Source organism: Gluconobacter sp. Gdi, assembly GCF_014132155.1.
Taxonomy (GTDB): Bacteria; Pseudomonadota; Alphaproteobacteria; order Acetobacterales; family Acetobacteraceae; genus Gluconobacter.
Window position 1 is genome coordinate 406006 of the sequence record NZ_BLJQ01000002.1, and the last position, 24778, is coordinate 430783.

At 56.9% G+C, this 24778-nt stretch carries 24 protein-coding genes; 17 read left to right on the forward strand and 7 right to left on the reverse strand.

All coding sequences use genetic code 11. From position 1 onward, the window contains the following. Window positions 1–31: 31 nt before the first annotated feature. Window positions 32–1384, reverse strand: coding sequence for a GTPase HflX (gene hflX, locus JN414_RS05755; protein ID WP_202207074.1), 1353 nt, complete (start codon window positions 1382–1384; stop codon window positions 32–34). Between the two features lie 191 nt (window positions 1385–1575). Here hflX and JN414_RS05760 point away from each other — a divergent pair, with 191 nt between their 5' ends. Then, on the forward strand, window positions 1576–2604 hold the full coding sequence (locus JN414_RS05760; RefSeq protein ID WP_202207075.1) for an MYG1 family protein: 1029 nt from the start codon (window positions 1576–1578) through the stop codon (window positions 2602–2604). A 70-nt stretch (window positions 2605–2674) separates the two neighbouring features. On the opposite strand, the gene JN414_RS05765 is transcribed toward JN414_RS05760, so the two are convergent. Beyond that, window positions 2675–3739, reverse strand: a complete 1065-nt coding sequence (locus tag JN414_RS05765; protein WP_202207076.1) for a low specificity L-threonine aldolase — start codon at window positions 3737–3739, stop codon at window positions 2675–2677. Window positions 3740–3822: 83 nt separating this feature from the next. On the opposite strand from JN414_RS05765, the gene folD reads away from it, so the two are divergent. Genes folD through JN414_RS05780 form a run of 3 tightly spaced genes read left to right on the forward strand, consistent with a single transcriptional unit; the run spans window position 3823 to window position 7470 of the window. Beyond that, window positions 3823–4731 (forward strand): bifunctional methylenetetrahydrofolate dehydrogenase/methenyltetrahydrofolate cyclohydrolase FolD, encoded by a 909-nt coding sequence (gene folD / locus JN414_RS05770; RefSeq protein ID WP_202207077.1) that lies wholly within the window; start codon window positions 3823–3825, stop codon window positions 4729–4731. Next, window positions 4731–5480, forward strand: a complete 750-nt coding sequence (locus JN414_RS05775) for a methylenetetrahydrofolate reductase (RefSeq protein ID WP_202207078.1) — start codon at window positions 4731–4733, stop codon at window positions 5478–5480. The genes folD and JN414_RS05775 overlap by 1 nt, the downstream gene beginning before the upstream one ends. Window positions 5481–5508: 28 nt before the next feature. Continuing rightward, entirely contained in the window at window positions 5509–7470 is a 1962-nt protein-coding gene (locus tag JN414_RS05780) for a M1 family metallopeptidase (protein WP_202207079.1), read from the forward strand. A gap of 83 nt (window positions 7471–7553) precedes the next feature. On the opposite strand, the gene JN414_RS05785 is transcribed toward JN414_RS05780, so the two are convergent. Further along, window positions 7554–7970 (reverse strand): flagellar biosynthesis regulator FlaF, encoded by a 417-nt coding sequence (locus tag JN414_RS05785; RefSeq protein ID WP_237389893.1) that lies wholly within the window; start codon window positions 7968–7970, stop codon window positions 7554–7556. A 104-nt stretch (window positions 7971–8074) separates the two neighbouring features. After that, window positions 8075–9547, reverse strand: coding sequence for a flagellin (locus JN414_RS05790; protein WP_237389894.1), 1473 nt, complete (start codon window positions 9545–9547; stop codon window positions 8075–8077). 183 nt (window positions 9548–9730) lie between these two features. Here JN414_RS05790 and JN414_RS05795 point away from each other — a divergent pair, with 183 nt between their 5' ends. The 4 genes from JN414_RS05795 (at window position 9731) to JN414_RS05810 (ending at window position 15320) form a co-directional block, all read left to right on the forward strand. Beyond that, the gene (locus tag JN414_RS05795; protein ID WP_202207081.1) at window positions 9731–10963 is read left to right on the forward strand and encodes a putative DNA modification/repair radical SAM protein; all 1233 of its coding nucleotides are present in this window, start codon (window positions 9731–9733) and stop codon (window positions 10961–10963) included. Next, complete coding sequence (locus tag JN414_RS05800) at window positions 10964–12406, forward strand: UdgX family uracil-DNA binding protein (protein WP_202207082.1); 1443 nt, start codon at window positions 10964–10966, stop codon at window positions 12404–12406. 245 nt (window positions 12407–12651) lie between these two features. Continuing rightward, on the forward strand, window positions 12652–13749 hold the full coding sequence (locus JN414_RS05805; RefSeq protein ID WP_046900655.1) for an HlyD family secretion protein: 1098 nt from the start codon (window positions 12652–12654) through the stop codon (window positions 13747–13749). Beyond that, window positions 13746–15320, forward strand: coding sequence for a DHA2 family efflux MFS transporter permease subunit (locus JN414_RS05810; RefSeq protein ID WP_202207083.1), 1575 nt, complete (start codon window positions 13746–13748; stop codon window positions 15318–15320). The genes JN414_RS05805 and JN414_RS05810 overlap by 4 nt, the downstream gene beginning before the upstream one ends. Here JN414_RS05810 and JN414_RS05815 read toward each other — a convergent pair. Beyond that, window positions 15314–15982, reverse strand: coding sequence for a TetR/AcrR family transcriptional regulator (locus JN414_RS05815; RefSeq protein WP_202207084.1), 669 nt, complete (start codon window positions 15980–15982; stop codon window positions 15314–15316). The genes JN414_RS05810 and JN414_RS05815 overlap by 7 nt on opposite strands. 98 nt (window positions 15983–16080) lie before the next feature. Here JN414_RS05815 and JN414_RS05820 point away from each other — a divergent pair, with 98 nt between their 5' ends. Further along, window positions 16081–17658 (forward strand): efflux transporter outer membrane subunit, encoded by a 1578-nt coding sequence (locus JN414_RS05820; RefSeq protein ID WP_202207085.1) that lies wholly within the window; start codon window positions 16081–16083, stop codon window positions 17656–17658. A gap of 27 nt (window positions 17659–17685) precedes the next feature. Here JN414_RS05820 and fbaA read toward each other — a convergent pair whose 3' ends face one another. After that, window positions 17686–18759 carry a class II fructose-bisphosphate aldolase gene (gene fbaA / locus JN414_RS05825; RefSeq protein WP_202207086.1) on the reverse strand — a complete coding sequence of 358 codons (1074 nt, stop codon included), beginning with the start codon at window positions 18757–18759 and terminating at the stop codon, window positions 17686–17688. Window positions 18760–18920: 161 nt separating this feature from the next. On the opposite strand from fbaA, the gene JN414_RS05830 reads away from it, so the two are divergent. From JN414_RS05830 to JN414_RS05855, 6 genes are all read left to right on the forward strand, one after another. Further along, a complete protein-coding gene (locus JN414_RS05830; RefSeq protein ID WP_064274614.1) occupies window positions 18921–19685 on the forward strand; it encodes a response regulator in 765 nt (254 codons plus the stop codon). Window positions 19686–19705: 20 nt separating this feature from the next. Then, window positions 19706–21058 carry an ATP-binding protein gene (locus tag JN414_RS05835; protein WP_202207265.1) on the forward strand — a complete coding sequence of 451 codons (1353 nt, stop codon included), beginning with the start codon at window positions 19706–19708 and terminating at the stop codon, window positions 21056–21058. Between the two features lie 96 nt (window positions 21059–21154). Further along, window positions 21155–21718, forward strand: coding sequence for a NifU family protein (locus JN414_RS05840; RefSeq protein WP_046900986.1), 564 nt, complete (start codon window positions 21155–21157; stop codon window positions 21716–21718). Between the two features lie 3 nt (window positions 21719–21721). Then, the gene (locus JN414_RS05845) at window positions 21722–22360 is read left to right on the forward strand and encodes a malonic semialdehyde reductase (protein WP_202207087.1); all 639 of its coding nucleotides are present in this window, start codon (window positions 21722–21724) and stop codon (window positions 22358–22360) included. Beyond that, window positions 22351–22977 (forward strand): tRNA (adenosine(37)-N6)-threonylcarbamoyltransferase complex dimerization subunit type 1 TsaB, encoded by a 627-nt coding sequence (gene tsaB / locus JN414_RS05850; protein ID WP_237389895.1) that lies wholly within the window; start codon window positions 22351–22353, stop codon window positions 22975–22977. Before JN414_RS05845 ends, tsaB begins: the two co-directional genes overlap by 10 nt. A gap of 38 nt (window positions 22978–23015) precedes the next feature. Then, entirely contained in the window at window positions 23016–23420 is a 405-nt protein-coding gene (locus JN414_RS05855; RefSeq protein WP_237389896.1) for a GNAT family N-acetyltransferase, read from the forward strand. Here the strand turns inward: JN414_RS05855 and JN414_RS05860 are convergent. Next, window positions 23404–23646 (reverse strand): sulfurtransferase TusA family protein, encoded by a 243-nt coding sequence (locus JN414_RS05860; RefSeq protein ID WP_202207090.1) that lies wholly within the window; start codon window positions 23644–23646, stop codon window positions 23404–23406. The genes JN414_RS05855 and JN414_RS05860 overlap by 17 nt on opposite strands. 87 nt (window positions 23647–23733) lie before the next feature. Between JN414_RS05860 and JN414_RS05865 the strand changes: the two genes are divergently transcribed. Together JN414_RS05865 and JN414_RS05870 are read left to right on the forward strand one after the other, a co-directional pair. Beyond that, window positions 23734–24141, forward strand: a complete 408-nt coding sequence (locus JN414_RS05865; protein ID WP_202207091.1) for a MucR family transcriptional regulator — start codon at window positions 23734–23736, stop codon at window positions 24139–24141. A 100-nt stretch (window positions 24142–24241) separates the two neighbouring features. Then, window positions 24242–24775, forward strand: a complete 534-nt coding sequence (locus JN414_RS05870; protein WP_052750032.1) for a Fur family transcriptional regulator — start codon at window positions 24242–24244, stop codon at window positions 24773–24775. The last annotated feature ends 3 nt before the right edge of the window (window positions 24776–24778 follow it).

Consider the following 24778-nt stretch of genomic DNA (forward strand, 5'->3'; position numbering starts at 1 on the left):
TCTCGCCCGGTCAGAAAGGCAGCAAGGGCCTTTATTTTCCCGAGAGACTTCGGTGCAACCGTGCAATGGCACCTGGCAGGCCCCGGATTTTCAGAATACGACCTGTCTCGTCGTGATCTTCGGACAGGACACGGGCACTTTCGTAAATCTCGCCGATCAGCCCCTGTTTCGAGTAGGGCAGTACCAGAACATCATCGACCATCTTTGTCTCGAAAAAGGTGATCAGGCTTTCCCGTAAAGCGCTGACATCGTCCGGCCGATGGGCAGACAATGGAATGGCATCGGGATGCTTTTCCAGCAATTCAGCGCGCCGGGCGTCATCCACCTTATCCATCTTGTTCAGAACAAGCCGGGACGGCACAACATCGGCCCCGATTTCATGCAGAACGCTGCGGCTAACCTCAAGCTGCGCTTCGTAAGTCGGGTCCGAGGCATCTACGACAAACAGCAGTAGGGACGCTTCCAGCGCTTCAGACAGCGTGGAACGGAAAGAGGCGACCAGATCATGGGGAAGCTGTTTGATGAAGCCCACCGTGTCGGACACAAGAATACGCGGACGTGTCTCGGGCTGAAGCGTCCGGACTGTCGTATCAAGCGTAGCGAAGAGCTTGTCCTGAACCAGAACTTCGCTACCGGTGAGCGCGCGCATCAGGGAGGACTTGCCAGCATTGGTGTACCCCACCAGAGCGACGCGGAGCTGATCCCGCCGTGCAGAACGCCGGTTATCGCTATCGCGTTGCACGGCTTCAAGCTGGGTTTTCAGCTCGGCAAGGCGGTCCCGGATCTTGCGGCGATCAAGCGACAGATTGGTTTCACCAGCCCCAGGCCCCTGCTGTCTGCCGCCACCATTCGAAGATTCCCGCAAGCGTGGTGCAACGTATTTCAGCCGCGCCATCTCCACCTGAAGCTTTGCTTCGCGGGTGTTGGCGTGACGATGGAAAATTTCGACAATGACACCCGTACGATCCAGCACCTGCGCGCCGGTAGCGCGTTCAAGATTGCGGATCTGACTGGGTGTCAGCTCGTGGTCAACAATGACAAATTCTGGCTTGCGAGGGCCATCTGAGTCGTCTTCATCGGGCTCTGATGCTTCAACGGTGCCCTCAAAGCGTTTGCGGGCCTTTGTCATCGGGGTCTTGACCATCGGTGTGATGATCCCGCGGCCGCCGGTAATGTCTGCGAGCTCTTCCAGCTTGCCAGCACCAAGGAGCGACGCAGCACCCGTACCTTCGCGCTTTTGGGAGACGGACCCGATGACGTCATAGCCAAGGGTTTTAACCAGTCTCCCCAGTTCTTCCAGGCTGGCTTCGTGTGCGACGTCATCGACGTCAGGGGTCTGGATGCCGACAAGAACGGCGAGCGGAATGGGGAGCTTTGTTTCCATTCGGCCTTACATAGCACGGATTATGGCAACGCCATCGAAATGCATGGACGGCGTGATTCACTGTTTCGATGGAGTGGAAAACAACGCATTTTCTGCACGTTTCTGACGAAGTTTGTTGTCTGGGGCTGGGGGGTGCGGCATGAGAAGGCACAATCAGAAACCACCCCTTTGCCGTCAGCAGGTCCGTACAGATGTCAGAACACACCCCAATTGGTCTCGGAAAAGAAGCCAGAACCGTCAAGGCATTGACCCATTCGGGCAATTTCCATGCCGACGAGACGCTGGGTTACGCCATTCTTCACTACGCTCTTTCGCCGGAAGGCAGCCTGCGTGGCCGTGTGCTTGGTGAGGACGCAGACGACCGCCTGCAGTTTGTTCGCACCCGGTCGCCGGAGCGTATTGCAGAAGCCGATATCGTTTTTGATGTCGGCGGTATCTTTGATCCGTCCATCGGGCGGTATGACCATCACATGAAGGACAAGCCCCTGCGTGATGACGGGACGCCGTATAGCGCTGCGGGTCTGTTGTGGAAGGACTACGGTCACGCTGCCATCCGCAATATCGTCACCACACCGGTGACCGAGGACATGGTTGCCGCCATCTGGCAGTCGCTCGACAAGTCCCTGATCATTCCTGTTGATCAGGATGACAATGGCGTGGCCAAGATGGGCAAGCTGTCTCTTGCGGACATTGTTTCTGCGTGCAGTCCGGCTTGGGATACTGCGGAGCTTTACGGAACGCAGGAAGCCAAAAAGCGTGAAGCTTTAGGGTTTGCGAATGCGGCAACGGCCGTCGCATCCCATCTGGTCAATATGGTTGACCGTGTACGGGCCAGCCTCAAGGCCGCTAACCGCGTTGTGGAAGCTTACGAGGCTGCGGAAGACAAGCGCATCCTTGTCATGGAAACAGGAATGCCCACGGAAAAGGTCATTTTCGAGCGGGATCTTCCGGTTGTTTATGTTGTCTCTCCAGCAGGCCCGGAGCAATGGAACGTGAAGGCCATTCCCCCTGTGCGCGGCGATTTCGGGCAGCGTGTGTCACTGCCGGAAGCCTGGGGTGGGCTGGAAAAAACTGCGCTAGCGGCCGTTTCGGGCGTTCCGGATGCAGTTTTTGCACATCCGGCCCGTTTCATCTGTGGCGCGGGAAGCCGGAACGGGGCCATCACCATGGCGCGCCTGGCGTTAGAAATTGATGCGTCCCTGAAATCTAAAGCTGGTTGATCATCGTCGGTAGAAAACCGTTGATCCGGACAACAATGCCCGGATCAACGTCTTATTTGTAAATGCCGGTTTAGGCTGCAATTTCTGCAAGCAGCGCGTCTACATCTTCTGGCCGGGTGTAGTAACTCGTGACCAGACGGATCAGTGTGCCAGAGACGTCTTCCGGTGTAGGCCAGCGGTAGAATGTGTAGCCCACGGCTTCCAGATCTTTCAGAACCAGATCTGGCAGAATGACGAAAACCTCGTTGCTCTGCCGTTCATAAGGCATCTGGGCCGCCGGATGGCGACGAAGCCCATCGACGAGGCGCTGGGCCATCTGGTTGGCATACGCAGCGTTCCGGAGCCACACATCGTTTTCCAGCAATGCGTGAAGCTGCGCACTCAGGAAGCGATGCTTGGACCACAGATTGCCACTGCGTTTGATGCGCCGCAGGAACTCTTTAACCCGTGGACGCGTCCGGTCATTGAGGAAAAAGACCACGGCTTCCGCCGCCATTGCGCCAGCCTTGGTGCCTCCGAAACTCAGAACATCCACACCTGCTTTCCACGTCACGTCCGCTGGAGAGCAGCCAAGATGGGCCACGGCATTCCCTAGGCGCGCGCCATCAAGATGTACGCTCAGGCCATGGTCGTGTGCGATGCTCGTCAGTGCGGCCAGCTCCTCCAGACTATAGACAAGTCCCCATTCGTTAGCCTGCGTGAGTGACAAGGCCTGAATGACAGGGCTGAGAATGCCGCTTTCCTCATTATTCCTGAGAACGGCAGGCATTGTCGCCGGGTCCAGCTTTCCTTCTGCGGATGGAATGCAGACGAGCTTGGCGCCGTGCATGTAGAATTCCGGAGCGCCACCTTCATCCGTGTTGATATGGGCGCTCTGGTCGCACAACACGGCTCCGTAAGGTGAGACCAGCGCGGAAAGCGCGATACTGTTGGCGGCAGTTCCAGTCGCGATCGGGAAAACAGCCACTTCCGTCTCGAAGATGTCCCCAAACCGTTTGTTCAGGGATTGGGTAAGATCATCCGCTCCATAAGATCCAACGCTGCCCTCATTGGCGGCCAGCAAGGCTGCCATGACTTCAGGGCAGATGGGGGTAACATTGTCACTGGCGAAGTTCTTGCGTATTTCCTCGGACATAAGACCATCCTTTTCCTGCGCACGACGCGGGCTGTAGCCTGAATCGTAACTGAAACTGCAGCCTGTTGCCATCCGGAGAGCCCATGAGCACGTTTCCCCCTGAACTGGCCGGCAAACTCATAGATGGCAAAGGTATTGCCCGGTCTCTGACAGACCGTATCGGCCGTGAAGTTTCCAGCTTTATCGAGCAGGGCAATGCCGTGCCGGGTCTGGCAGTCGTTCTGGTCGGCAATGATCCCGCATCTGAAGTCTATGTGAAGAACAAAGCCATTCAGACGCACCGTGCTGGCATGCGCTCATTCATGCACATGCTGCCGCAAAGCACGAAGCAGGAAGAGCTTCTGGAGCTCCTTGCACAGCTGAACGCGAACCCGCAGATTCACGGTATTCTCGTCCAGCTTCCGTTGCCGCCCCAGATTGATCCGGTCGTCGTGACGAATGCGATCGCGCCGCATAAGGATGTTGACGGGCTGGGTGAAGTGAATGCCGGGCGCCTGTCTCTGGGCATTGACGGGCTCGTCCCCTGCACGCCGCTGGGATGTCTTATGCTCTTACAGTCTGTTCATAAGGACATGACGGGCAAGCATGCTGTGGTGATCGGGGCGTCCAGTCTGGTTGGAAAGCCCATGGCGCAGCTTCTGTTGAAGCAGAACTGCACGATCTCGGTCGCGCATATCCATACGCGGGACACACGAGCACTGGCACGTGAGGCAGACATTCTGGTTGTGGCAACTGGCAAGCACGGTCTCGTTCGCGGAGACTGGATCAAACCGGGCGCCACCGTCATTGACGTTGGTATTACGCGCGTCCCGACGCCTGAAGGCCGGACACGACTTGTGGGAGATGTTGCTTTTGAGGAAGCGCTCCCGATTGCAGGCCATATTACGCCTGTTCCGGGTGGCGTTGGCCCAATGACAATTGCCTGCCTCCTGCACAATACGCTTCAGGCTGCGCGCGTTACACAGGGGCAAAGCAAGGGTGAAGCCCTCTGATGCGTGTTTCTGTTGAACTGGTTCCCCGCTCGGAAGACGCTCTGTTTGATGATGTGGCGGTGGTACAGAAAGTGCTTCCGCAGGTTGGCCTTCTGAATATTCCAGATCTGATCCGTTTCGACCTGCGCAGTGACGATGCTGCTGCACAGGTTAACCGTCGGTCAGGCATGGATGTGATTCCACATATTCGCGCAATCGATATTGCTCCTGGAGCGCCTCTTCCGGGTGCAGATCGTCCAGAATTGAAATCCGTGCTTGTGGTGGCAGGCGATCCACTGCCTGCGGGAAGTGATCGAGTTTCCTATCCAAATACTTCTGCGGAAATTATTGCGCGGTATCGCAAGGAAGTGCCGCATCTGGATGTTTACGCGGTATTTGACCCTTACCGCCGGGCTCCCTGGCTGGAGCTGGAAGATATTGCCCGGAAAAAAGACGCCGGGGCCTGCGGTTTCTTTACTCAACCGCTGTTTGATCTGCACATGCTCCAGCTCTCTATGGACTGGTTGCAGGACGATACGGTGTTCTGGGGCGTCTCACCCGTCTTGGGCGAACGGTCCCGGCGATACTGGGAGCGCGTTAACCATGTGGTGTTCCCCAAAGACTATGACGATACCCTTGAAGGGAACGTCCATCTTGCGCGCCAGATGCTGACACTAGTGCGCGAAAAGAACGACAATGCCTATCTTATGCCTCTGAAAGTTGATCTGGCATCTTATCTGGGTGGCCTAGGTGATATTATAACGGGGTAGGAACTAACGAGCGGAGATCATAGCCCGGATGCGCGTATGCCTTTTTCTCTTACCCTTTCTGGGAGGTGCGCTGGTTCCGGCCGCTCTTTCGGCCAAAACCCTCTTTGACCCGGCTCCGGTTTTTGCTCCGCTGACACTGCCTGATGCCCCGAACGTTTATCGTTCGGGCTCTGGTCTGCCAGGACCACAATACTGGCAGAACCGAACGGATTATGTCATTCGATCCCGTATCGACACGCAGGCGCATGTCCTGCATGGGGCCGAAACCGTCACATACAGCAACAACAGCCCGGAAACGCTGGACGTTCTATGGGTTCAGCTTGAACAGAACCTCTATCGTCCAGACTCACGGGCCTCGTTCTGGGGTAAATTCCCGTCGGGTGGTCATACTTCCGGCATGGAAATCGAGCGTGTTTCCATTGTGCAGGGCGGTCATGAAGTCGATGTCACGCCGCTGATTACCGACACCCGGATGCAGCTTCGACTGCCCCGAGCCCTTGATGCTCATGGCGTCGCAGTCATTAAAATCGAGTGGCACTATACAATCCCTGGAGAGTGGGGAGGCCGTACGGCTGTCACCCCATCTCGCGAAGGCGAAATTTACGAGATTGCTCAATGGTACCCGCGCCTGAGCGTGTATGATGATCGCGCGGGTTGGAACACTCTGCCCTATCTCGGGCAGGAGTTTTATCTGGAATATGGCAATTTCGATTACACCGTCACTGTTCCGTGGAACTTCACGGTCGTTGGGTCCGGCGCACTCCTGAATCCGGAGCAGACCCTGACGACGACCGAGCGTGCGCGACTGGCTCAGGCGGCCCAGAGCGACAATCGCGTCATGATCCGGACCATTGATGACGTGACAGACCCGAAAAGCCATCTCAGGCAGTCTGGGGAAGTGTCCTGGCATTACGTTATGCGCAATAGCCGCGACGTGGCCTTTACAGCATCGCCAGCTTTCCTGTGGGATGCTGCCCGTATCAACCTGCCGCCTGTTGCGCCCTGGGCCAATTATCGTCCGGTTCCGCGGCTGGCGATGTCCGTCTATCCCCGTGAAGGCATTGGCCCGCATGGATGGGACCGATCAACGGAATACGTCAAACACGCCATCGAGTATTTTTCGTCTCAGTGGTACGAATATCCATGGCCAAATGCCGTCAATCTGGGCGGGCACGGAGCCGGAATGGAATATCCGGGTATCGTGTTTGACGGCATGAGTGACCGGGACCCGGAGCTCTTCTGGATCACGACGCATGAGCTGGGCCATGACTGGTTCCCGATGATTGTGGGTTCTGATGAGCGGCGTAATCCGTTCATGGATGAAGGGTTCAACACCTTTATTGATGCTTATGCGTCAGATCATTTCCACAACGGGGAATTCGCGCCAAAGCGGGACCCGGAATTTGCTCCGAAAACTGGTAATCCTGCGCAGGATATCGTTCCTGTCCTGACGGATTCAAAAGCACCTAACCTGATGGCGGGGGCCGACGAGGTCTCCGAAACTTACCGCCATAGCGTTGTCTATTTCAAAGGGGCTTACGGGCTGAAGCTTTTGCGAGAGCAGATTCTCGGGCCTGTGCGTTTTGACGCTGCCTTCCGTCGCTACATTGCCGTCTGGGCTTTTCATCACCCATCGCCATCGGATTTCTTTCGCTTGATGAGCAGCGAAGCCGGTGAGGATCTCTCATGGTTCTGGCGCGGATGGTATTTCTCTAACGCCGCGCCTGATTATGCTGTTGGAACTGTTGAACAGAAAGGAACGGACCCTGTGTCTGTACAGGTTCTGAACTACGGCACCCTGCCTCTTCCTGTTGTTCTACGCGTCGAATATCAGGACGGAACAACGCTGGACCGCCGTATCCCGACGGAAGCCTGGCGGCAGACCAGCGATTTGAAGGTCACGTTTGAAGCACATGGTCCGGTGAAGGCCGTAACGCTTGATCCGGACCATGTCATTCCGGACATTGACCGCAGCGATAACCGTAAATGACGCTCTGCCATTCCTGACATGCAATGTATGTCAGGAATGGAAAAAACTTCCATGTCCTGCCAAGGGCGTGGGAGAAATAGTTTTCACCCGACCATTTGAATAGCTGCGCGAGTTTCGTTGGATGCTGCGGGTCCCGCATATGGGGAAGGGGCAGCAGACGCTGACAGACCTTCAATCATGTCCATGTTGATATCAATGAGAGCCTGAAGGGATGTATCCGAGTTCAGTGCAACATTGGCGTATCGCATGGACCAGGTTCCAACGGTCGACAGGTCTTTGCGCAGAATTGCATCCAAAGGGCAGTCCGTCCGCTGGACTCCTTGCATCAGAATGCCCCAGAGTTTGAGATTGGCAGACAATGCAGCCTGCCGATCTGAGCGTGTTTTTGCTGCTGAAAGCAGCCCGTTAACGTGTCTGAACGCCATGGCTTCCACTTCTCGTGGCGGAAGATAGGTGCCGGACTGGTTCTGGTATTGTGACATGCCATAGGTCACGGACATGATGTTCCTTTACAAAAGGACTGTTTCAAAAGACTCCCGGGAAACGGGAAACTTCTGGAACAGTCCAGGAAGGGGCGCTGGCTTTCATCAGCGCCCCGCCGACATCAACCGCGGAAGAGCGACATGATGTTGGAAGACTGCGAATTCGCAATCGAGAGCGACTGAATGGCCAGCTGCTGCTTCGTTTGCAGGGACGTAAGCTTGGCGCTTTCCGCTGCAAGATCAGCATCCGTCAGGGCGCCCACGCCCGTCGTCAGGGCATCAGACAGCGTGCTGTTGGACGTCTGAAGCTGTGTAACGGTATTGGAAGCCACACCGATGCTGGAAGAAATGCGGCTCATCTTGTTGATGGCGCCAGAAACAGCAAGTTGGACAACGTCCGTGCCGGAAGTGGTCGCTACTGTGGCAGCGCCTGTCGTCCCTGTGAGGCTGACCGACGCGCCTGTCGTAGCTGTTGCGTCGGTGGCGTCGAGATTGCCGCCGGCAATCGTCAGCTTGCCGTCGTTTGCCATCTGGGCGCCGAAACCGGCATTTCCCAGGGCCGTCACCAGCGTTGAAAGCTGGTCACTTGTGGTCTTGGTTGTGGAGGCGTTCGAGACGTTGACGTCCACAACCTGCGTCAGAACTTTCGCATTGCCGTTGGTATCCAGATCACCAACCTTGGCAGCGCTATAGGTCATGTTGCCACTGGCATCAGCCTTGGCAGTGATGGTGTCGCCATTGGTCAGGGAGTACGTCGTCGTACCATCAGATGCCTTCTTGGATGTGGCATCGGCGATTGTCAGCGTGCCATCCTTGTTGACTGCCACGGAGGTGGCAGTGTCTGTCAGGCCAGAAGCAATGGCTGTTCCGACAGATGTTGCAGCACCATCAGTGGTATCGCCCGGCTTTGAGTCCAGAACGAAGGACGTGGTGATGGCCGGGTTTGATGCTGTCGCATTGCTGCTGTCAGCAGAAGACAGGTTCTTCAGGGTCAATGTCGTGGCGGTCGCGCCAGAACCTGCCAGAGCCGTGACTGCGCTTGTGTCGATCGTGACACCCTTCATATCCGTGCTCAGCCCTTGCAGGCCCAGACCGGTCGAGGTGGCGTCGGCACCATTCAGTGTGAACAGGTTGCCATTGATGTCCTGAGCAGCAGAAATCTGCGTGTATTTCACGCTGCTGCTCGTAGAGCCGGACAGCAGGTTTACCCCTTGGAAGGTCGAGTTCGACGTGGCCACGTCGATCTGAGACAGGTAGCTGCTCAGCTGGGTGTTCAGGGTGTCCTGATCTTCACCGTTATTGGCAGCATTCGTGACCGTCTCGGACATGCTGCTCAGAACGCTTGAAATGGACCCAGCCTGCGAAGAGGCCGTGCTGAGAACCTGTCCCGCAAACTGAAGACCGGTCGAGACGCCGGACAGGGCCGAAATCTGGGAATTCATTGTCTGGGAAATGGCGTAAATGGCCGGGCTGTCAGAGGCGGAGCTGACGCTCTTGCCTGTGGACACGGCGTTCTGCGTCTTGCTCAGCTGGTCCGTCGTCTGGTTCAGGACCTGAAGAGCCGACATGGCGGCTGTATTTGTATTGATTGACATGGACATCGAGACATTCTCCGTCGGTGCAGTTTTGCTCCTTCACGATAGGCCTTGAATGGTTAAGGGAACCTGAATCTTCGCCTTTAAAAAACGGCGACAGGGTTTGACAGAAAACAAGCAAACAACCGGTAAATTTTAAGCAGTTCTTGCATTTTATAGACGGGAACGAAATAAGAACAATGCATGAAGAAATCTCTGTCTGAACGTCTTGCGATTCTGTCCGATGCGGCAAAGTATGATGCGTCCTGCGCGTCCAGTGGATCGACGCGCCGGGACTCTGCCAAAACGGGCGGTCTGGGCTCCACGACCGGGAACGGGATCTGTCATGCCTATACGCCGGATGGGCGTTGTATTTCGCTGCTCAAGATCCTGCTGACCAATTTCTGCATTTATGACTGCGCCTATTGCATCAACCGCTCATCCTCAAATGTTGAGCGGGCGAAGTTCACGCCTGATGAAGTGATCTGGCTGACGCTGGAGTTCTACCGTCGGAACTGCATTGAGGGGCTTTTCCTGTCGTCGGGGATTATCCGGTCGTCCGATCATACGATGGAGCAGCTTGTACAGGTCGCGCGGGACCTGCGGCTCAAGCATGGTTTCCGCGGATATATCCATCTCAAGACGATTCCGGATGCATCTCCCAAATTGCTGGAGGAAGCTGGGCTGTATGCGGATCGCTTATCGATCAACGTCGAGATGCCAACAGAAACGGGTCTGAAGGATTACGCGCCGGAGAAGGATGCCGGAAATATCCGCCGCGCGATGGGGGACATGCGTCTCAAGATTGATGCGGCCAAAGAGAAGACACATACGGGTAGACGGGCAGGGCGCTTTTCACCGGGCGGCCAGAGTACACAGATGATCATCGGGGCAGATGCCGCGACGGATCAGGATGTTCTGGCCAGTAGCTCGGGTCTCTATGGGTCTTACGGCCTGCGCCGCGTTTACTATTCAGCCTTCAGCCCCATTCCAGATGCTTCAGCGATCCTGCCTGTGCGTAGCCCACCGTTACAGCGGGAGCACCGGCTGTATCAGGCGGACTGGCTCTTCCGGTTCTATGGCTTTGATTTTGGCGAACTGACAGCATCACGGCCCAATGGAATGCTGGATCTGGAGATTGATCCCAAGCTGGCCTGGGCTCTGGATAACCGCGCGCAATTTCCAGTGGACCTGAATCTTGCCTCCAAAGAAATGCTGCTGCGGGTCCCTGGGCTTGGGGTTCGGACCGTTGCCGCGCTGCTGTCTGCGCGAAAGCACACGACAATCCGTCTGGAAGATCTGGCGCGGCTGAACGTCTCCATTAAAAAGGTGCGTCCGTTCGTCAAGGCATCCGGATGGAGCCCCGCGCGTCTGACGGATCGTCAGGATTTGCGGACTCTTTTTCTGCCGGCTCCACAGCAGATGCGGCTTCTGTAAATGCCGGTTACCGTCAGGCTCGCGGATACCAGCGCGTTTGAAGGCTGGCGCGAAAAGGCCAGAATGGCGCTTCAGCGTGACATTCCTCCGGACCAGATCCTCTGGCGCTATCCTGAGGTCGATCTGGATCTGTTTCACGCGGCTGAAAATCAGACGTTTGAAGGCGAAGTCGTGCGGGATGTTCGCCTCAAAGCATCGAGCCTGCCCCTTTTGAAAGATGTTCTCTGCCACTCCAGTGCTGAGCGGTTCGCATTAGCTTACCGGCTGCTCTGGCGTCTTCAGAGTGATCCGAACCTGTTGTCGGTGGTGACAGATCAGGATGTGGCGCAGGCGCGTCGCATGGTGCATCAGGTTCGCCGGGCGGCCCATAAAATGACGGCTTTCGTGCGCTTCCGGGAGCAGGGAACGTCGGAGACGGGTCGGCGGCGTTTTCTTTCCTGGTTTGAGCCGGACCATCATGTGCTGGAAAAAGTCTCTTCTTTTTTCGCGGGCCGTTTCGCAGATATGGACTGGATGATCCTGACGCCGCGCGGCTCTTTGCGATGGGATGGCGAGACGGTACATTGCTCTTTCGAGCCCTGTGAAAAGCAGGTGCTTGATGATGACGTGGATCAGCTCTGGCAGACCTATTACGCCTCGACTTTCAATCCTGCCCGTGTCCGGACGAAAGCGATGCGCAATGAAATGCCGCGGCGTTACTGGCATAACCTGCCAGAGGCTAACCTGATTCCTCATCTGGTGGCGCAGGCGGAAAAACGCGTGGCCGAAATGGCGGCACAGGAGGCTCTTCCTGCGCCCAAATTCCATCAGGCTCTCCAGAATCGTCAGAAAACCGTTTTGGCTGACGTGCCCTCATTAGGTGGTCTGGAAGAACTGACGCAGCAAATTCGGGCCTGTCAGGCTTGCTCTCTTCACTGTCATGCTACGCAGGCCGTCGTCGGGGAAGGGCCTGAGGTGGCGAAAGTCATGATTGTCGGAGAGCAGCCGGGCGATCAGGAAGATCTGGCTGGGCGTCCTTTTGTTGGGCCTGCGGGCTCCCTTTTAAGGGCGTGTATGGCGGAAGCAGGCGTTGAACCTCACTCCCTCTATATGACGAATGCAGTAAAGCATTTCCGTTTCAGTACTCGTGGCAGGCGGCGCATTCACCAAGCACCTGGCGCAGAGCATGTTCAGGCGTGTCAGCCTTGGCTACGGCAGGAAATAGCCCTGATCCGGCCACAGCTGGTCGTGACGCTTGGGGCAACAGCTTTGCGCGCCGTGGAGGGGCCTTCCGCTCAACTGAAAGATTTCCGTGGGATCATGCGTGAGGATGCACAGACGGGGCGGCACCATCTGAGTCTGGCTCATCCCTCCTGGATTCTGCGTCTCGGACCAACGCAGCAGGCCGAACAGGAACGTCAGCGCCTGATTGACGGTTTGAAAAAGATAAAGACCACATTCTGATAGCAGTCCTCTGTCAGAGGACTGCTGAGGTGCTCTCTCAGGATAAGAAAATTTCGTCTTACGGATGAGGGCGCGCAAGGAAAAACCTTCTTCACCTGAAAGGAAACGCATCAGTTTTTTCCGGCTTGAAGGCGGCCATACAATATGTCATGGATGACCGAACCGATCGGTCAATCGGCCTTTTCAGAGGCCATTTCATTCAGCCGGTCACTTCGGACAGACCCGTTTAAAGCGAGAGAGACGATATGGCGCAGGGCGACCAAGCGCAGGCCGAACAGCAGTCCGGAGCGTCCGGAAAACCGCAGAAAAAGCGTAATCCCCTTGTACGGGTGCTTCTGATCTGTCTGGTTGTTCTGGTGCTGGTGGGGATTGGTTCATACCTCTTCCTGACCCGCAATAACATCGAGACGGACGACGCCTATACGGCCGGTCGCAAGATCGCCATTGCGCCGCACGTGAACGGGTATGTGACGCAGCTGCTGGTGAACGATAACCAGTATGTGCATCGCGGTGATCTTCTGCTGACCATTGATGACCGCGACTACGCGGCATCCCTGCACAAGGCACAGGCGTCAATCCAGCAGGCACAGGCCAACATGCAGGCCTATCAGCTGATGGTTGAAGTGGCGCACAAGAACTTCCCAGGTCAGCTCGTAACGGCTCAGGGCAGTCTTTCTGCCGCTCAGGCCCAGCTGACGAAGGCTGAAGCAGATTACAAGCGCCAGCGCAGTGTTTCACGTGCCGCAACGTCCCAGCAGGACATTGACTACGCTCGTGCAGCTCTTGAAGAAGCCAGAGCCCGTGTCATGCAGGCGCAGGGTCAGTTGACGCAGGCTGAGCCGGTGAAGGCCAATGTCGCGAATGCGGATGCCCGCGTCTCGCAGGAAGAAGCCAATCTGAAGTCTGCCCAGGCATCCCTGGAACAGGCTGAGCTCAACATGGAATGGACGCAGGTTCGCGCCCCTCATGATGGTTGGGTGTCCCAGCGTAGTGTCGAGCGTGGCAACTTCGTCCAGACCGGCCAGCAGATGTTCACGATCGTCCAGCCAGAAGTCTGGGTTGTGGCCAACTACAAGGAAACACAGCTGACCCACATGCGTCCGGGTCAGAAAGTGGACATCGAAGTTGACGCGTACCCACAGCTTAAACTGCAGGGCCACGTGGATTCCATTCAGCTTGGCTCCGGTGAATCCTTCAGCACCTTCCCGCCAGAAAATGCGACAGGCAACTTCGTGAAAACGGTGCAGCGTATTCCGGTGAAGATCCTGATCGACAGCGGTCTGGATCCGCAGCTGCCACTCGCTCTTGGTCTTTCCGTCGTTCCTACGGTCTATGTGAAATGAGCGATACTGCCGGGCATCAGGACTGGAAACCCAGTCATAATCCGTGGGTTGTGGCCATTACGGTCACGCTGGCGGCCTTCATGGAGGTGCTGGACACCACCATCGTCAACGTGGCGCTACCGCATATCGCGGGATCGCTCGGCAGTTCCTATGACGATGCCACCTGGGCGCTGACGTCCTATCTGGTGGCAAACGGTATCGTTCTGACGATTTCCGGCTGGCTCTCACGCCTGTTCGGGCGCAAGCGCTACTTCCTCATCTGTATTGCGATGTTCACCGTCTCGTCCTTCCTGTGCGGTCTGGCGACATCGCTGCCCATGCTGGTGGTCTTCCGACTGATGCAGGGCTTCTTCGGTGGTGGCCTGCAACCAAGTCAGCAGTCCATCATCCTTGATACCTTCCCACCCGAAAAACGTGGTGCAGCCTTTGGCATGACCGCGATTGCAACCATCGTTGGCCCGGTTCTCGGTCCGATGCTGGGCGGCTATCTGACGGACAATTTCTCCTGGCGCTGGATTTTCTTCGTCAACGTTCCCTTCGGTATTTTGACGGTCATGGCGGTTACGGCCTTTGTGGAAGATCCGCCATGGGAGAAGAAAAAACGCGAAAAGATTGACGTAATCGGCATCAGTCTCATTACGCTGGGGCTGGGCTGCCTTGAGGTCATGGTCGACCGTGGTGAAGACGATGACTGGTTTGGCTCGAACTTCATCATCACCATGGCTGTTCTGGGTGTGATCGGTGTGCTCGGTGCGATCGTGTGGCTCTGCTATGCCAAGGACCCGCTGGTGAAGCTGACGGTTCTGAAGGACCGTAACTTCGCAACCGGCATGTTCCTGATTTCCATGGTGGGGGCGACGCTCTACGCGTCTGCCATTATCGTTCCGCAATTTGCGCAGCAGGTGCTTGGTTATACGGCAACCACGTCTGGTCTGCTGCTTGCACCAGGTGGGGTCGCGGTGATTTGCCTGATACCGATTGTTGGTCGCCTCATGAAGGTCATTCAACTGAGGTATCTGATTGCTTTCGGGTTTTTCTGTATGGGCATGGCGATGTTCCAGGCTGCCCATCTGTACGCGGCAATCGATTTCAAACACCTGATGTTTTATCGAATCAGTCAGACCGCGTCTCTGGCTTTCCTCTTCGTGCCGATTTCAACGATCGCGTATTCGACGCTGCCACGTGAGCTGAACTCCGACGCATCAGCCCTGTTCAGTATGGCGCGAAACTATGTGGGGTCGATGGCCATCTCGCTGGCAACTGCGGCAATTATTGAGACCCGTCAGCGGCACCAGGGTTATGTGGCCGATAATATGACGCCGGGGCGGCAGGAGTTCACGAACTATATCAACCATGCGCAGACCGTTGGGGAAGCGCATGGTTTGACCCCCGCAGCTGCGCATACGTTTGCGATCCATCGTCTGTTCATGGACTTCACGTCCCAGATCTCAATGTTGGCTTACAACGAAGTGTTCCGCTGGATTGGCATCATCGCGATGTTCGTTGTTCCGCTCTGCTTCCTTCTGTCACCGAACAACACGAAGAAAGCGAAGCCGGCGGGGGGTCACTGATGATGCGGGCCGTAAATCTTCATGAAGGAGTCTGCTGTGATGCTGGCCAGTCGGCTAATGGCTTCCGGGCTGTCATCGACAGGCAGCATGAGCCGGCGGCGATGCACGATGCGGGCCTGACACAGGATCATCAACTGCTCGGCAGCGAAATCCGGGTCGTCGATCTGGAGCTCGCCCGCATCGCTGCGGCGACGCAGCCAGTCGGAGAGGTTGTACAGGGTTCGTCCAAAGCCATAGCGCCAGAAGGCGTCGGCAAGGTTCGGGAATTTTCCGGCTTCGCCGACGATGATGCGATACAGGTCCATAGACGTCGAGTGGAGCATCATTTTGATGGCAGTTTCCGTCAGGCGGCGCAGACTCGTATGAATGTCCTGCCCGTCCTCCCGGGAAATAGCTTCAATGGCGGCCAGCTTGGTTTTGCTGCGTTCTTCGAAAAATGCGGAGAAGAGCGATGCCTTACCATCGAAGTGATTGTAGAGCGTGCCCTTCGAAACACCGGCCTCCCGTGCAATCTGCGACATGGACGCGCCTTCATAACCGCTTGCGAGAAAGACCTTTTCCGCTCCCTGCAGAATCTGCTCGCGCTTGGCGCGCATCTGGCACAGAGATGCGCTGGCCTCGTCAGGCATACTCTCGGGGCGGTCAGTCGGCGTGCTGGTCATGAGGGGGCAAGGTCCTTTTGCGGAAAAAATACCGTCTCCAATATGCTGACCGAACTGGTCGGTCACCGCAAGATCATTTCCGTTTCAGGAGTTTCTTTGTGAGCGCAGCCTTTCTATCCCGCGCGCTGCTGTCTGGCTGCGCCCTTGTTGCTCTTTCCGGCTGCCTGCGGGTTGGCCCGGAATATCATGAGCCTCATCCCTGGCCTCCGGCACATTATGCCGACCACACGGCAGGGGCCCCTGACAGTGTGACGAGCGAAGCTGAAGCTGCCAGCAAATGGTGGACAGTCTTCAAGGATCCAGAGCTGGTTTCCCTGGAAGACCGCCTGGTTCAGCAGAACCTGTCCTTCCGTCTTGCGACGGCCAATCTGGCACAGAGCCGCGCGCAGCTCATGATGGCGGGGGCCGAGCGCTTTCCCGGATTGAGTGCTTCTGGCTCCTACACGCGGAGTCAGTTCAGCACGAAACAGATGCAGGAAATCATCCAGCGTGTGGGCGGTAATATTGCCAAGTCCGACAACGGGCTTCTGGGAGATCAGGGCAGTAGCATTCTCAGTGGTGCAGCCAGCGGGGCCACGATCCCTCTGCTGAACCAGTGGAAGACATCGATTGATGCCAGCTACGAAATCGATCTCTGGGGCCGCGTGGCCCACCAGTACGACGCTGCCAAAGCGGATCTTCAGGCCACGGACGAAGAGCGCCGCTCGGTCCTGATTGCCCAGCAGGCCGATATGGCGCGTGGATACATGACGCTCCGCGGGGACCAGAAGCGCCTGAAGGTTCTTCAAGACAATCTCGGTACGCTGAAGCAGATCGTGGATATTTCCCAGAGCCGCTATCGCAGCGGTCTGGTCACGGAAGTGGATGTCGATTCCGCGCAGGCCCGCCAACATGACACTGAAGCGCAGGCTGCTCAGCTTCAGCAGGGTGTGGCGCAGGAAGAAAATGCACTCGCGCTGTTGCTGGGTGCGCCTCCGGGAAGTCTGAATGCCGAACTGAACAAAGATGCAGGCATCCCTGTGGTGCCGCCGGTCGTTCCCGTCGGGTTGCCATCTGAACTGGCGCATCGCCGTCCGGATATCCGGGAAGCTGAAGCCAAGCTCCGTGCTTCTGTGGCAGAAGTGGGTGAAGCAACGGCCGATTTTTATCCGAAGATTACCATCAATGCAGACTTCGGATTCCAGACCCTGTCATTTCGCGATCTCGGATTCTGGAATGCGCGGGCCTGGAACGTTGGCCCATCCATTTCCTTACCGATTTTTCAGGGAGGACGTCTGCGCGGCCAGCTTGAGCTGAAGAAATATGCCCAGAAAGCTGCGGCAATTTCCTATCAGCAGACGGTCATTCAGGCGTGGCATGATGTTGATAACGCGCTGATTGCTTACCGAGATGAGCAGCTCCGTCATCAGGGGCTTGAGCGGGCTGTGAACGACAACCGCAAGGCGCTCCAGTTGGCCCAGAGCCAGTATCGCAGTGGCCTGACGAACTACCTGAACGTGCTGAACGCGCAGGGTCAGCTGCAATCCGCTGAAATGAGTCTTGCTGACAGCGATGCGACTGTCGCGACCAATCTGGCGCGTCTCTACAATGCGCTTGGCGGAGGCTGGGAAGAGGTTGTCCCCGCAGCGCAGGACGTGACCAAGACGAAGCTTGCCTCGGCAACGCCGGGTCCCTGAGACCCGGCGCTATCGCTGGGAGCTGTTTCAGCTCCGAGCGATGGACTGACCTTTGGAGCCGAGGATTTCAAAAGCCTCGCTCATCCGCTCCACGATAGACTTCTCACCCGCACGCAGCCATTTGCGAGGGTCGTAGAAGGACTTCATGGGTTTGTCTGTGGCGGGATCAATCTGGTGCTGGAAAGCGACCGGATGCGTGCTCACATAAGAGCCCACGCCATGAGCAAATGCGAACTGGATGTCCGTATCCAGGTTCATCTTGAACGTCCCGTAGGACACGGCATCCCGGATTTCTTCCAGGCTTGACCCTGATCCACCATGGAAGACCAGCGGGAGGGGCTTGGGCCCGCTTCCTGTGGCTTTCTGCACGACGTCCTGAGAATTTTTCAGGATTTCTGGTCGAAGTTTGACGTTGCCTGGCTTGTAGACGCCATGAACGTTGCCGAAAGACGCGGCGATGGAGACCATGCCAATAGGCGAGAGCAGTTCCCAGGCTCTCAGCACGTCTTCCGGCTGGGTATAGAGATGCGCATTGTCCGCACCTTCTTCCAGATCATGGCCGACGCCATCTTCTTCACCGCCTGTGACGCCAAGCTCGATTTCCAGGCCCATGCCCAGAGGGGCGAGGCGCGTCAGAAGCTTTTCCGAAAGGGCGAGATTATCATCCAGTGTCTCGGCCGAAAGATCGAGCATGTGGGATGAGAAGAGCGGGCGTCCGGTAGTCTTGAACTCTGCTTCACTTAGGGAAATCAGGTCCTCAAGCCACGGAATCAGCTTGCGGTCAGCATGATCGGTGTGGAGGATGACGGCAATTCCGTACTCCTTGGCCAGCAGATGGACGTGATGGGCCATCGATGCTGCGCCAAGAACGCGGGCGCGATGGGCATCCGGCAGGCCTTCGCCAGCAAAGAAGCGTGCCCCACCGTTTGAAACCTGGATAATGACGTCCGAGCCATTGGCTGCGGCCGCTTCCAGAACGGCGTTCACGCTGTTGGTGCCAACGACATTGATGGCCGGAAGGGCATACCCGCCGTCCCTGCACGCCTGAAGAAGAGTTTGGTAGTCGGCGCCCGTTACGACGCCGGGAGAAACGCTTGTCATGGGAGACTCCGGTCGAGTGCAGGAACCGAGATAGGCTGTTCCTGCGTTTCGTGTATTGTAAGCTAGAAAATGTTTTCCGTCATGAGCGCTAAAGATAAGGGAACAGTTTCAGCCCAGATTTGTTGCTTGTGGTATCTGCCCTGCTGCGATTATGGAAAAGTATGGTGCCAAATCTTTCCGATCCCGATCTTCCCGCCCGTATCCTTGTTGTCGAAGATGACGCAGGAATGCGGACCCTCATTCTGCGCGCATTACAGGGCGGCGGTTTCCGCGCCCGTGGTGTGGCAAGTGGAGATGAGATGTGGGCCGCTCTTGAAGTGGCTCCGGTTGATCTCATCATCCTTGACATCATGTTGCCAGGCACGAACGGCATTGAGCTGTGCCGTGCTCTGCGCAATGGCCAGGGGGCCAGTCATGTTGACGAAACGCCCCCCTCGCAGGTTCCCATCATCATGGTTTCTGCCCGTGGTGAAGAACGCGACCGTGTGACCGGCCTCGAATCCGGCGCGGATGACTATGTGCCGAAGCCTTTCGGGCAGCGCGAGCTTCTGGCCCGCGTTCGGGCAGTGCTTCGTCGTGGCAGCCCAAGCGCGGCACCGGAGAAGGTGCGGCGTGAAAGACTGCAATTCGCAGGCTGGATGCTGGACCTGCGTCGTCGTGAACTGACAGACCCGAGTGGGGCGACTGTCGATATTTCAGGTGCAGAACACGACCTTCTGACCAGCTTCCTCGATAACCCGCAGCGCGTTATTGCACGTGATCGTCTGCTGGAACTGTCACGGACCCGCTTGGGCGATGTGTCTGACCGCAGCATCGATGTTCTGGTCAGCCGCCTTCGTCGCAAGCTCGGTTCAGATGCGGACCAGCTGATTCGTACGGTTCGCGGGCTGGGATATATCTTCGTGGCCGAGGTTGAGCGGGTCTGAACATTCAGAATCGGATCCTGCTGTGGCCGCTGGGGCTGGTCGGTCGCGTTTGCGTCGTCCTGACCGTAGCGGTCACGCTGGTCTTCCTCGCCAACGCCGTTTTTTACGGCGAGGCTGAAACCTACATTGTTGATGACGTGCGCATTGCGCAGCTTGGCGAAGCCCTCAGTACAGATCTGAGGGTTCTCGCTGCTGCGCCTGTGACGCAGCGTTCCTTCCTGGCAGTCATGCTGTCCGGCAGTGAACTGAGTGTTGCTTGGCAGCCCTCAACGGCCCTGCCGCATCTGCCGGGATATCGTCCTACGGTTCTGAGGGATCTCACGGCCCGCTTGATCAAGGATGATCCCATCCTCGCGCAGGCCCAGCTTGATCTTTACACACTGGGAACCGGCACACCGGATGTGCTTGGCTCCGAGCGCCTTCCTGACGGAACATACATTCATTTCCGTGTGCCTGGTCTTTTGGGGCACCACCATTTTACGCGCGGACTAGCTTCAGCAGCGATTGCGGCGGGTGCTGTTGCAATCGCGGCAACCATGCTGATCCGGGGGCTGAGTATGCCCTTGCGGGCGCTGGCTTCTGTAGCGGACAAAATCGGCTCAAACGAAACCTGGGTGCCGCTGGCGGAACGGGGCCCGCGTGAGGTTCGCGGGGTTGCTCGGGCCATCAATGCCATGCAGCGCCGTATTCAGAGCCTCATCAATGACCGGACGCAGGCTCTGGCTGCCGTTTCACACGATCTCCGCACGCCTCTGACGCGTCTGAGACTCCGGTGCGGATTCCTCAATGATGGAGAAGCGCAGGCGGCCATCGAGTCGGATCTCGATGAGATGGAGGGGATGGTCAACGGTATTCTTGCCTATCTCGCAGGCGCAGATGATCCGGAAAAACCTCGTACCATCAACATCGTCGCGACTCTTGCGACTCTGGTCGACGACCACGCAGATCACGGCAAGGATGCGCGTTATGAAGGGCCGGACCGTGCCCTGGTTCATGTCCGCCCTCTGGCCATCAAACGCGTTCTGTCCAACCTGATTGAAAACGCCCTGAACTACGGGGGAAATGCCCTCGCAACGCTGAGGGTTCAGGAAGACGGTGCCATAGAAATTTCCATTCAGGACAACGGCCCTGGCATTCCTGAGAGCGAATACGAGCGGGTTCTGGCGCCTTTCTATCGGCTTGAAGGATCGCGCTCTCGCCAGACGGGCGGGATTGGGCTCGGCCTGGCCATCGTAACCCGCGAGATTGCCCGGGAAGGCGGATATCTCAAGCTTGGCCGGGGAGACCCTGAAAAGGGCTATGGAGGTCTGTGTGCGACGATTGTCTTGCCTCCGGCACGCAAGCCTTCGATCGGTGCCCGTCCTCAGAGCTGACGGGCAAGAAGTGGGACTACGTTGGTCCAGACCCTTGCGCCAGCGGCTGAAGTGGCACATGTCAGGTGCGGACTGGCCACTGAGGACATGATGACGATGTTCATTGAAACCGAAGATACTCCGAATCCCGCCACGCTGAAGTTCCTTCCGGGTCGACCGGTCACGAATGACACGCGCACGGTTGATTTTGGCGAAGCTTCTGCTGCCGAAGGCCGCTCCGAGCTTGCTGAAGCCCTCTTTGCCCTGCCAGACGTCAAGCGCGTCTTTCTGGGAAGTGACTTCGTGTCCATCACCAAGGCGCAGGACGTCAGCTGGGGCGATCTCAAGCCTGTTGTTCTCAGCGCTCTGACCACGTTTTTCGAAAGCGGAAAGCCTGTTTTGGCCGGTGATGACGAAGCGCTGAAATACGACGTCGCGCCGGAAGATGCGGATGTCGTGACGCGTATCCGTGATCTGCTGGACACACGTGTTCGTCCCGCTGTTGCCGGAGATGGTGGTGACATCGCGTTCCGTGGTTACCGGGACGGGATTGTTTACCTCACGATGCAGGGCGCCTGTTCCGGCTGTCCGTCTTCCCGCGCGACGCTGAAGCATGGTGTTGAAAACATGCTCCGTCATTATGTGCCGGAAGTGCAGTCCGTTGAGCAGGTTGAGGACTGATCCATGGATGGCCAGACGTCTCTTCCCGTGACTGACGATTTGGCTTCCGGTCCCGTGCCGGGAGCCGAAGTCCTTTTCACGCAGGCCCGAACACCGCGTGCGTTTTCCCCGCGTCCGGTCCGGGAAGATGTTTTGCGTCACCTCTACGATCTGGTGAAGCTTGGCCCCACGTCGGGCAACTGCTCTCCGGGACGCTTTGTGTTCCTGACAACGCAGGATGCCAAAGAGCGCCTGCGCCCGGCCCTTTCACCGGGCAATGTCGCTCGCGCCATGGCGGCACCGGTTCTGACCGTTGTCTGCCATGATCCTCTGTTCTTCGAGGCTTTGCCACGTCTGGGTGCAGATGAAGGCCTGCGGGACTGGTTTGCGGCAGATGTCGGGCTTTCGGAAGAGACGGCTTTCCGGAACGGTACGCTGGAAGGCGGTTATCTTATTCTGGCAGCACGGATGCTTGGACTGGCAGCCATGCCGATGTCCGGGTTCGATGCGTTCATGGTGGAAGATGCGCTGCTGACCGCCTCAGGCTGGCGGGCGAATTTTCTAGTGGGACTTGGTTACCCTGCTGAAAACGAGCCTCATCCGGACCATGCAGAGCCCCGTGCGCCACGTCTGGACTTCGGCGAGGCGTGTCTGTGTCTGTGAGGACCGTTGTTTTTAACGGCGCAGGTGCCGGAACGGGATCGACCAATCTTGTAGCGCTCGTCGAAGACGGTCGTATCGTTGCTGAACAGCATTTGGCGGGGAGGGGTGCTTCCGAGCATTTTGCTCCGGCACTACGGACTGTTCTCGAAGCTGGTGGTTGGTCTGGTGCACCTGACAGGGTTGTTGCTGTGATCGGTCCCGGCTCTTTCACCGGCTTGAGAGCGTCACTCTCTCTTGCCGCAGGTCTGGCCGCAGGATGGGAATGCCCGACAATTGGCGTCACTCTGGGGGCTGCCATTCGGGCTACGCTCGGTCAGCTTGATGTAACCTGTATCAGTGTTGCCAGACGCGGTAGGTATTTTGTGGACCCGCCGACGGGCGAGGTTTTCGCAATTTCTGCTGATGATCTCGATGCGTCTGCATTTGAGGTTATTGCCGGCGACGCAGTGTCTGAGCGTGAGACGTGGCCTTGTCGTGTTGTGGCCTGTGTCGCTCCGGATGCTCTCGGTATTGTCCGTGCCGCTGAGACCCTGCCTTCGGGGCCACTGATGCCTCTGTATGTTGACCCCCCCGAAGCCAAACCGCCCGCTGCTGGACTTCGCCCTCTCCCTCAATGACGCCGTCTCCTCCGGATTTAATATTTCAAGTCACGGGCGTGGAAAGCGCTCCGTTACTGGCGGCGCTTCATGAAGAAGCGTTTGCGGGAGGAGAAGTGTGGGACGCGGACTCCTTTACATCCCTTCTGGGTCTTCCGGGCACAGAAGCTCTTGTTGTTCTTAAAGGAAATGAGCCAGCGGGTTTTATCCTGACCAGAACCGTCATGGATGAAACAGAAGTCCTGACATTGGCTGTTCGACCGTCGTTCCGGCGTCTTGGTCTGGGAAAATCTCTGGTTGAGCAAATACTTCCAAAAGGAAAAATATTTCTGGAAGTATCAATAAGTAACAATTCAGCAAAAAAACTTTATGATCGGTGCGGTTTCATAAAGGCCGGCCATCGACGTCGCTATTATCGTGATGGAAGCGATGCTCTGGTTCTGGTCTCTACGCCTTCAGAATGAGTAGGCAGTAAAGATCATGGTCTTCCTGATGTGGAAAATTTTCTATTATTTTGTGCCCAAGTGATAGTACCGATGCAGTTACATTGTTTCTAGGCTCTTCGCCTTTAACGATCACTTTTATTTTTTGACCGGAAGTCATGGTGTCGAGACGGGCGCGGACATGTACAGTCGTCATCGGACAGATCTTGTTGCTTACATCAAGAAGAAATGTTTCATATTTTGTCATATTCTAGTTTTTCCTTGTTTTTGCTTGCTGGTAGGAGGCTTCTACTGATAGGGAACTCGTCGTTTCCGGATGAAGGACTATTACACTATGCCGCATGAGACTGCAGACCTCGATCTGCGCCATCTGACCGCCCAGATTGTTACCGCTTACGTATCCAGCCATGATATCGGAGCCGACGCGCTGCCGGGTCTTATCCGCTCGGTACATGATTCGCTTGCAACGGTGGATGTGCAGGAAGAGGTTCCCGCTGAGAAGCCGGTGCCAGCAGTTCCGCCCCGCAAATCAGTATTCCCTGACTACATCATCTGCCTTGAAGACGGGAAGAAGCTGAAGCTGCTTCGTCGTCACCTCAAGACAGCCTACAACATGACGCCGCAGGAATACCGCGAGCGTTGGGGTCTGCCGCCGGAATACCCGATGGTTGCTCCGAACTACGCAAGCCATCGTTCCTCCCTGGCACGCAAGATCGGCCTCGGCCGTCGTCGCGAAGACTGAGGATGTTTCCCGGCTTCCTGATCTTCATCCGCAGGAAGCCGGTTCTTTTATTTGCATCTCTGATTGGACAAATGGTCCGGTTTTCGGCTAGGCCGCTGATATGGTCGTAGATATGAAAATCGCGGACAGACGCGCTCGCACGCAAGGTCGGAAGCCAGAAGGTTCCGTCGTTGTCGATGATTCTCCCATTGCACGCCTCTGCGTGGAAAATGGTTTGAAGATGACAGGACAGCGTCGGGTTATTGCCCATGTTCTGTCTGAAGCCAGCGACCATCCGGACGTAGAAGAGCTTTATCGGCGCGCATCCGCCATAGACAGCCGCATTTCCGTTGCCACGGTTTATCGGACCGTGCGTCTTCTGGAAGAAAAAGGGATTCTCGAACGCCGTGATTTCGGCGGTGGGCGTGCCCGGTATGAGGCCAGCGACAGTGGCCATCACTATCATCTGATTGATGTAGACAGCGGCCGTGTCATCGAATTTGAAGATGACGAACCTGTCCGTCTGCTTACGCAGATTGCAAAACGTCTCGGATTCGATCTCGTCTCACACCGCATAGAACTCTTCGGTCATCGTCTTGAAAAAGAAACTCCGAAGCAGACTGTTGCCAAGAACAGGAACAAGAGCGGATCATGAGCA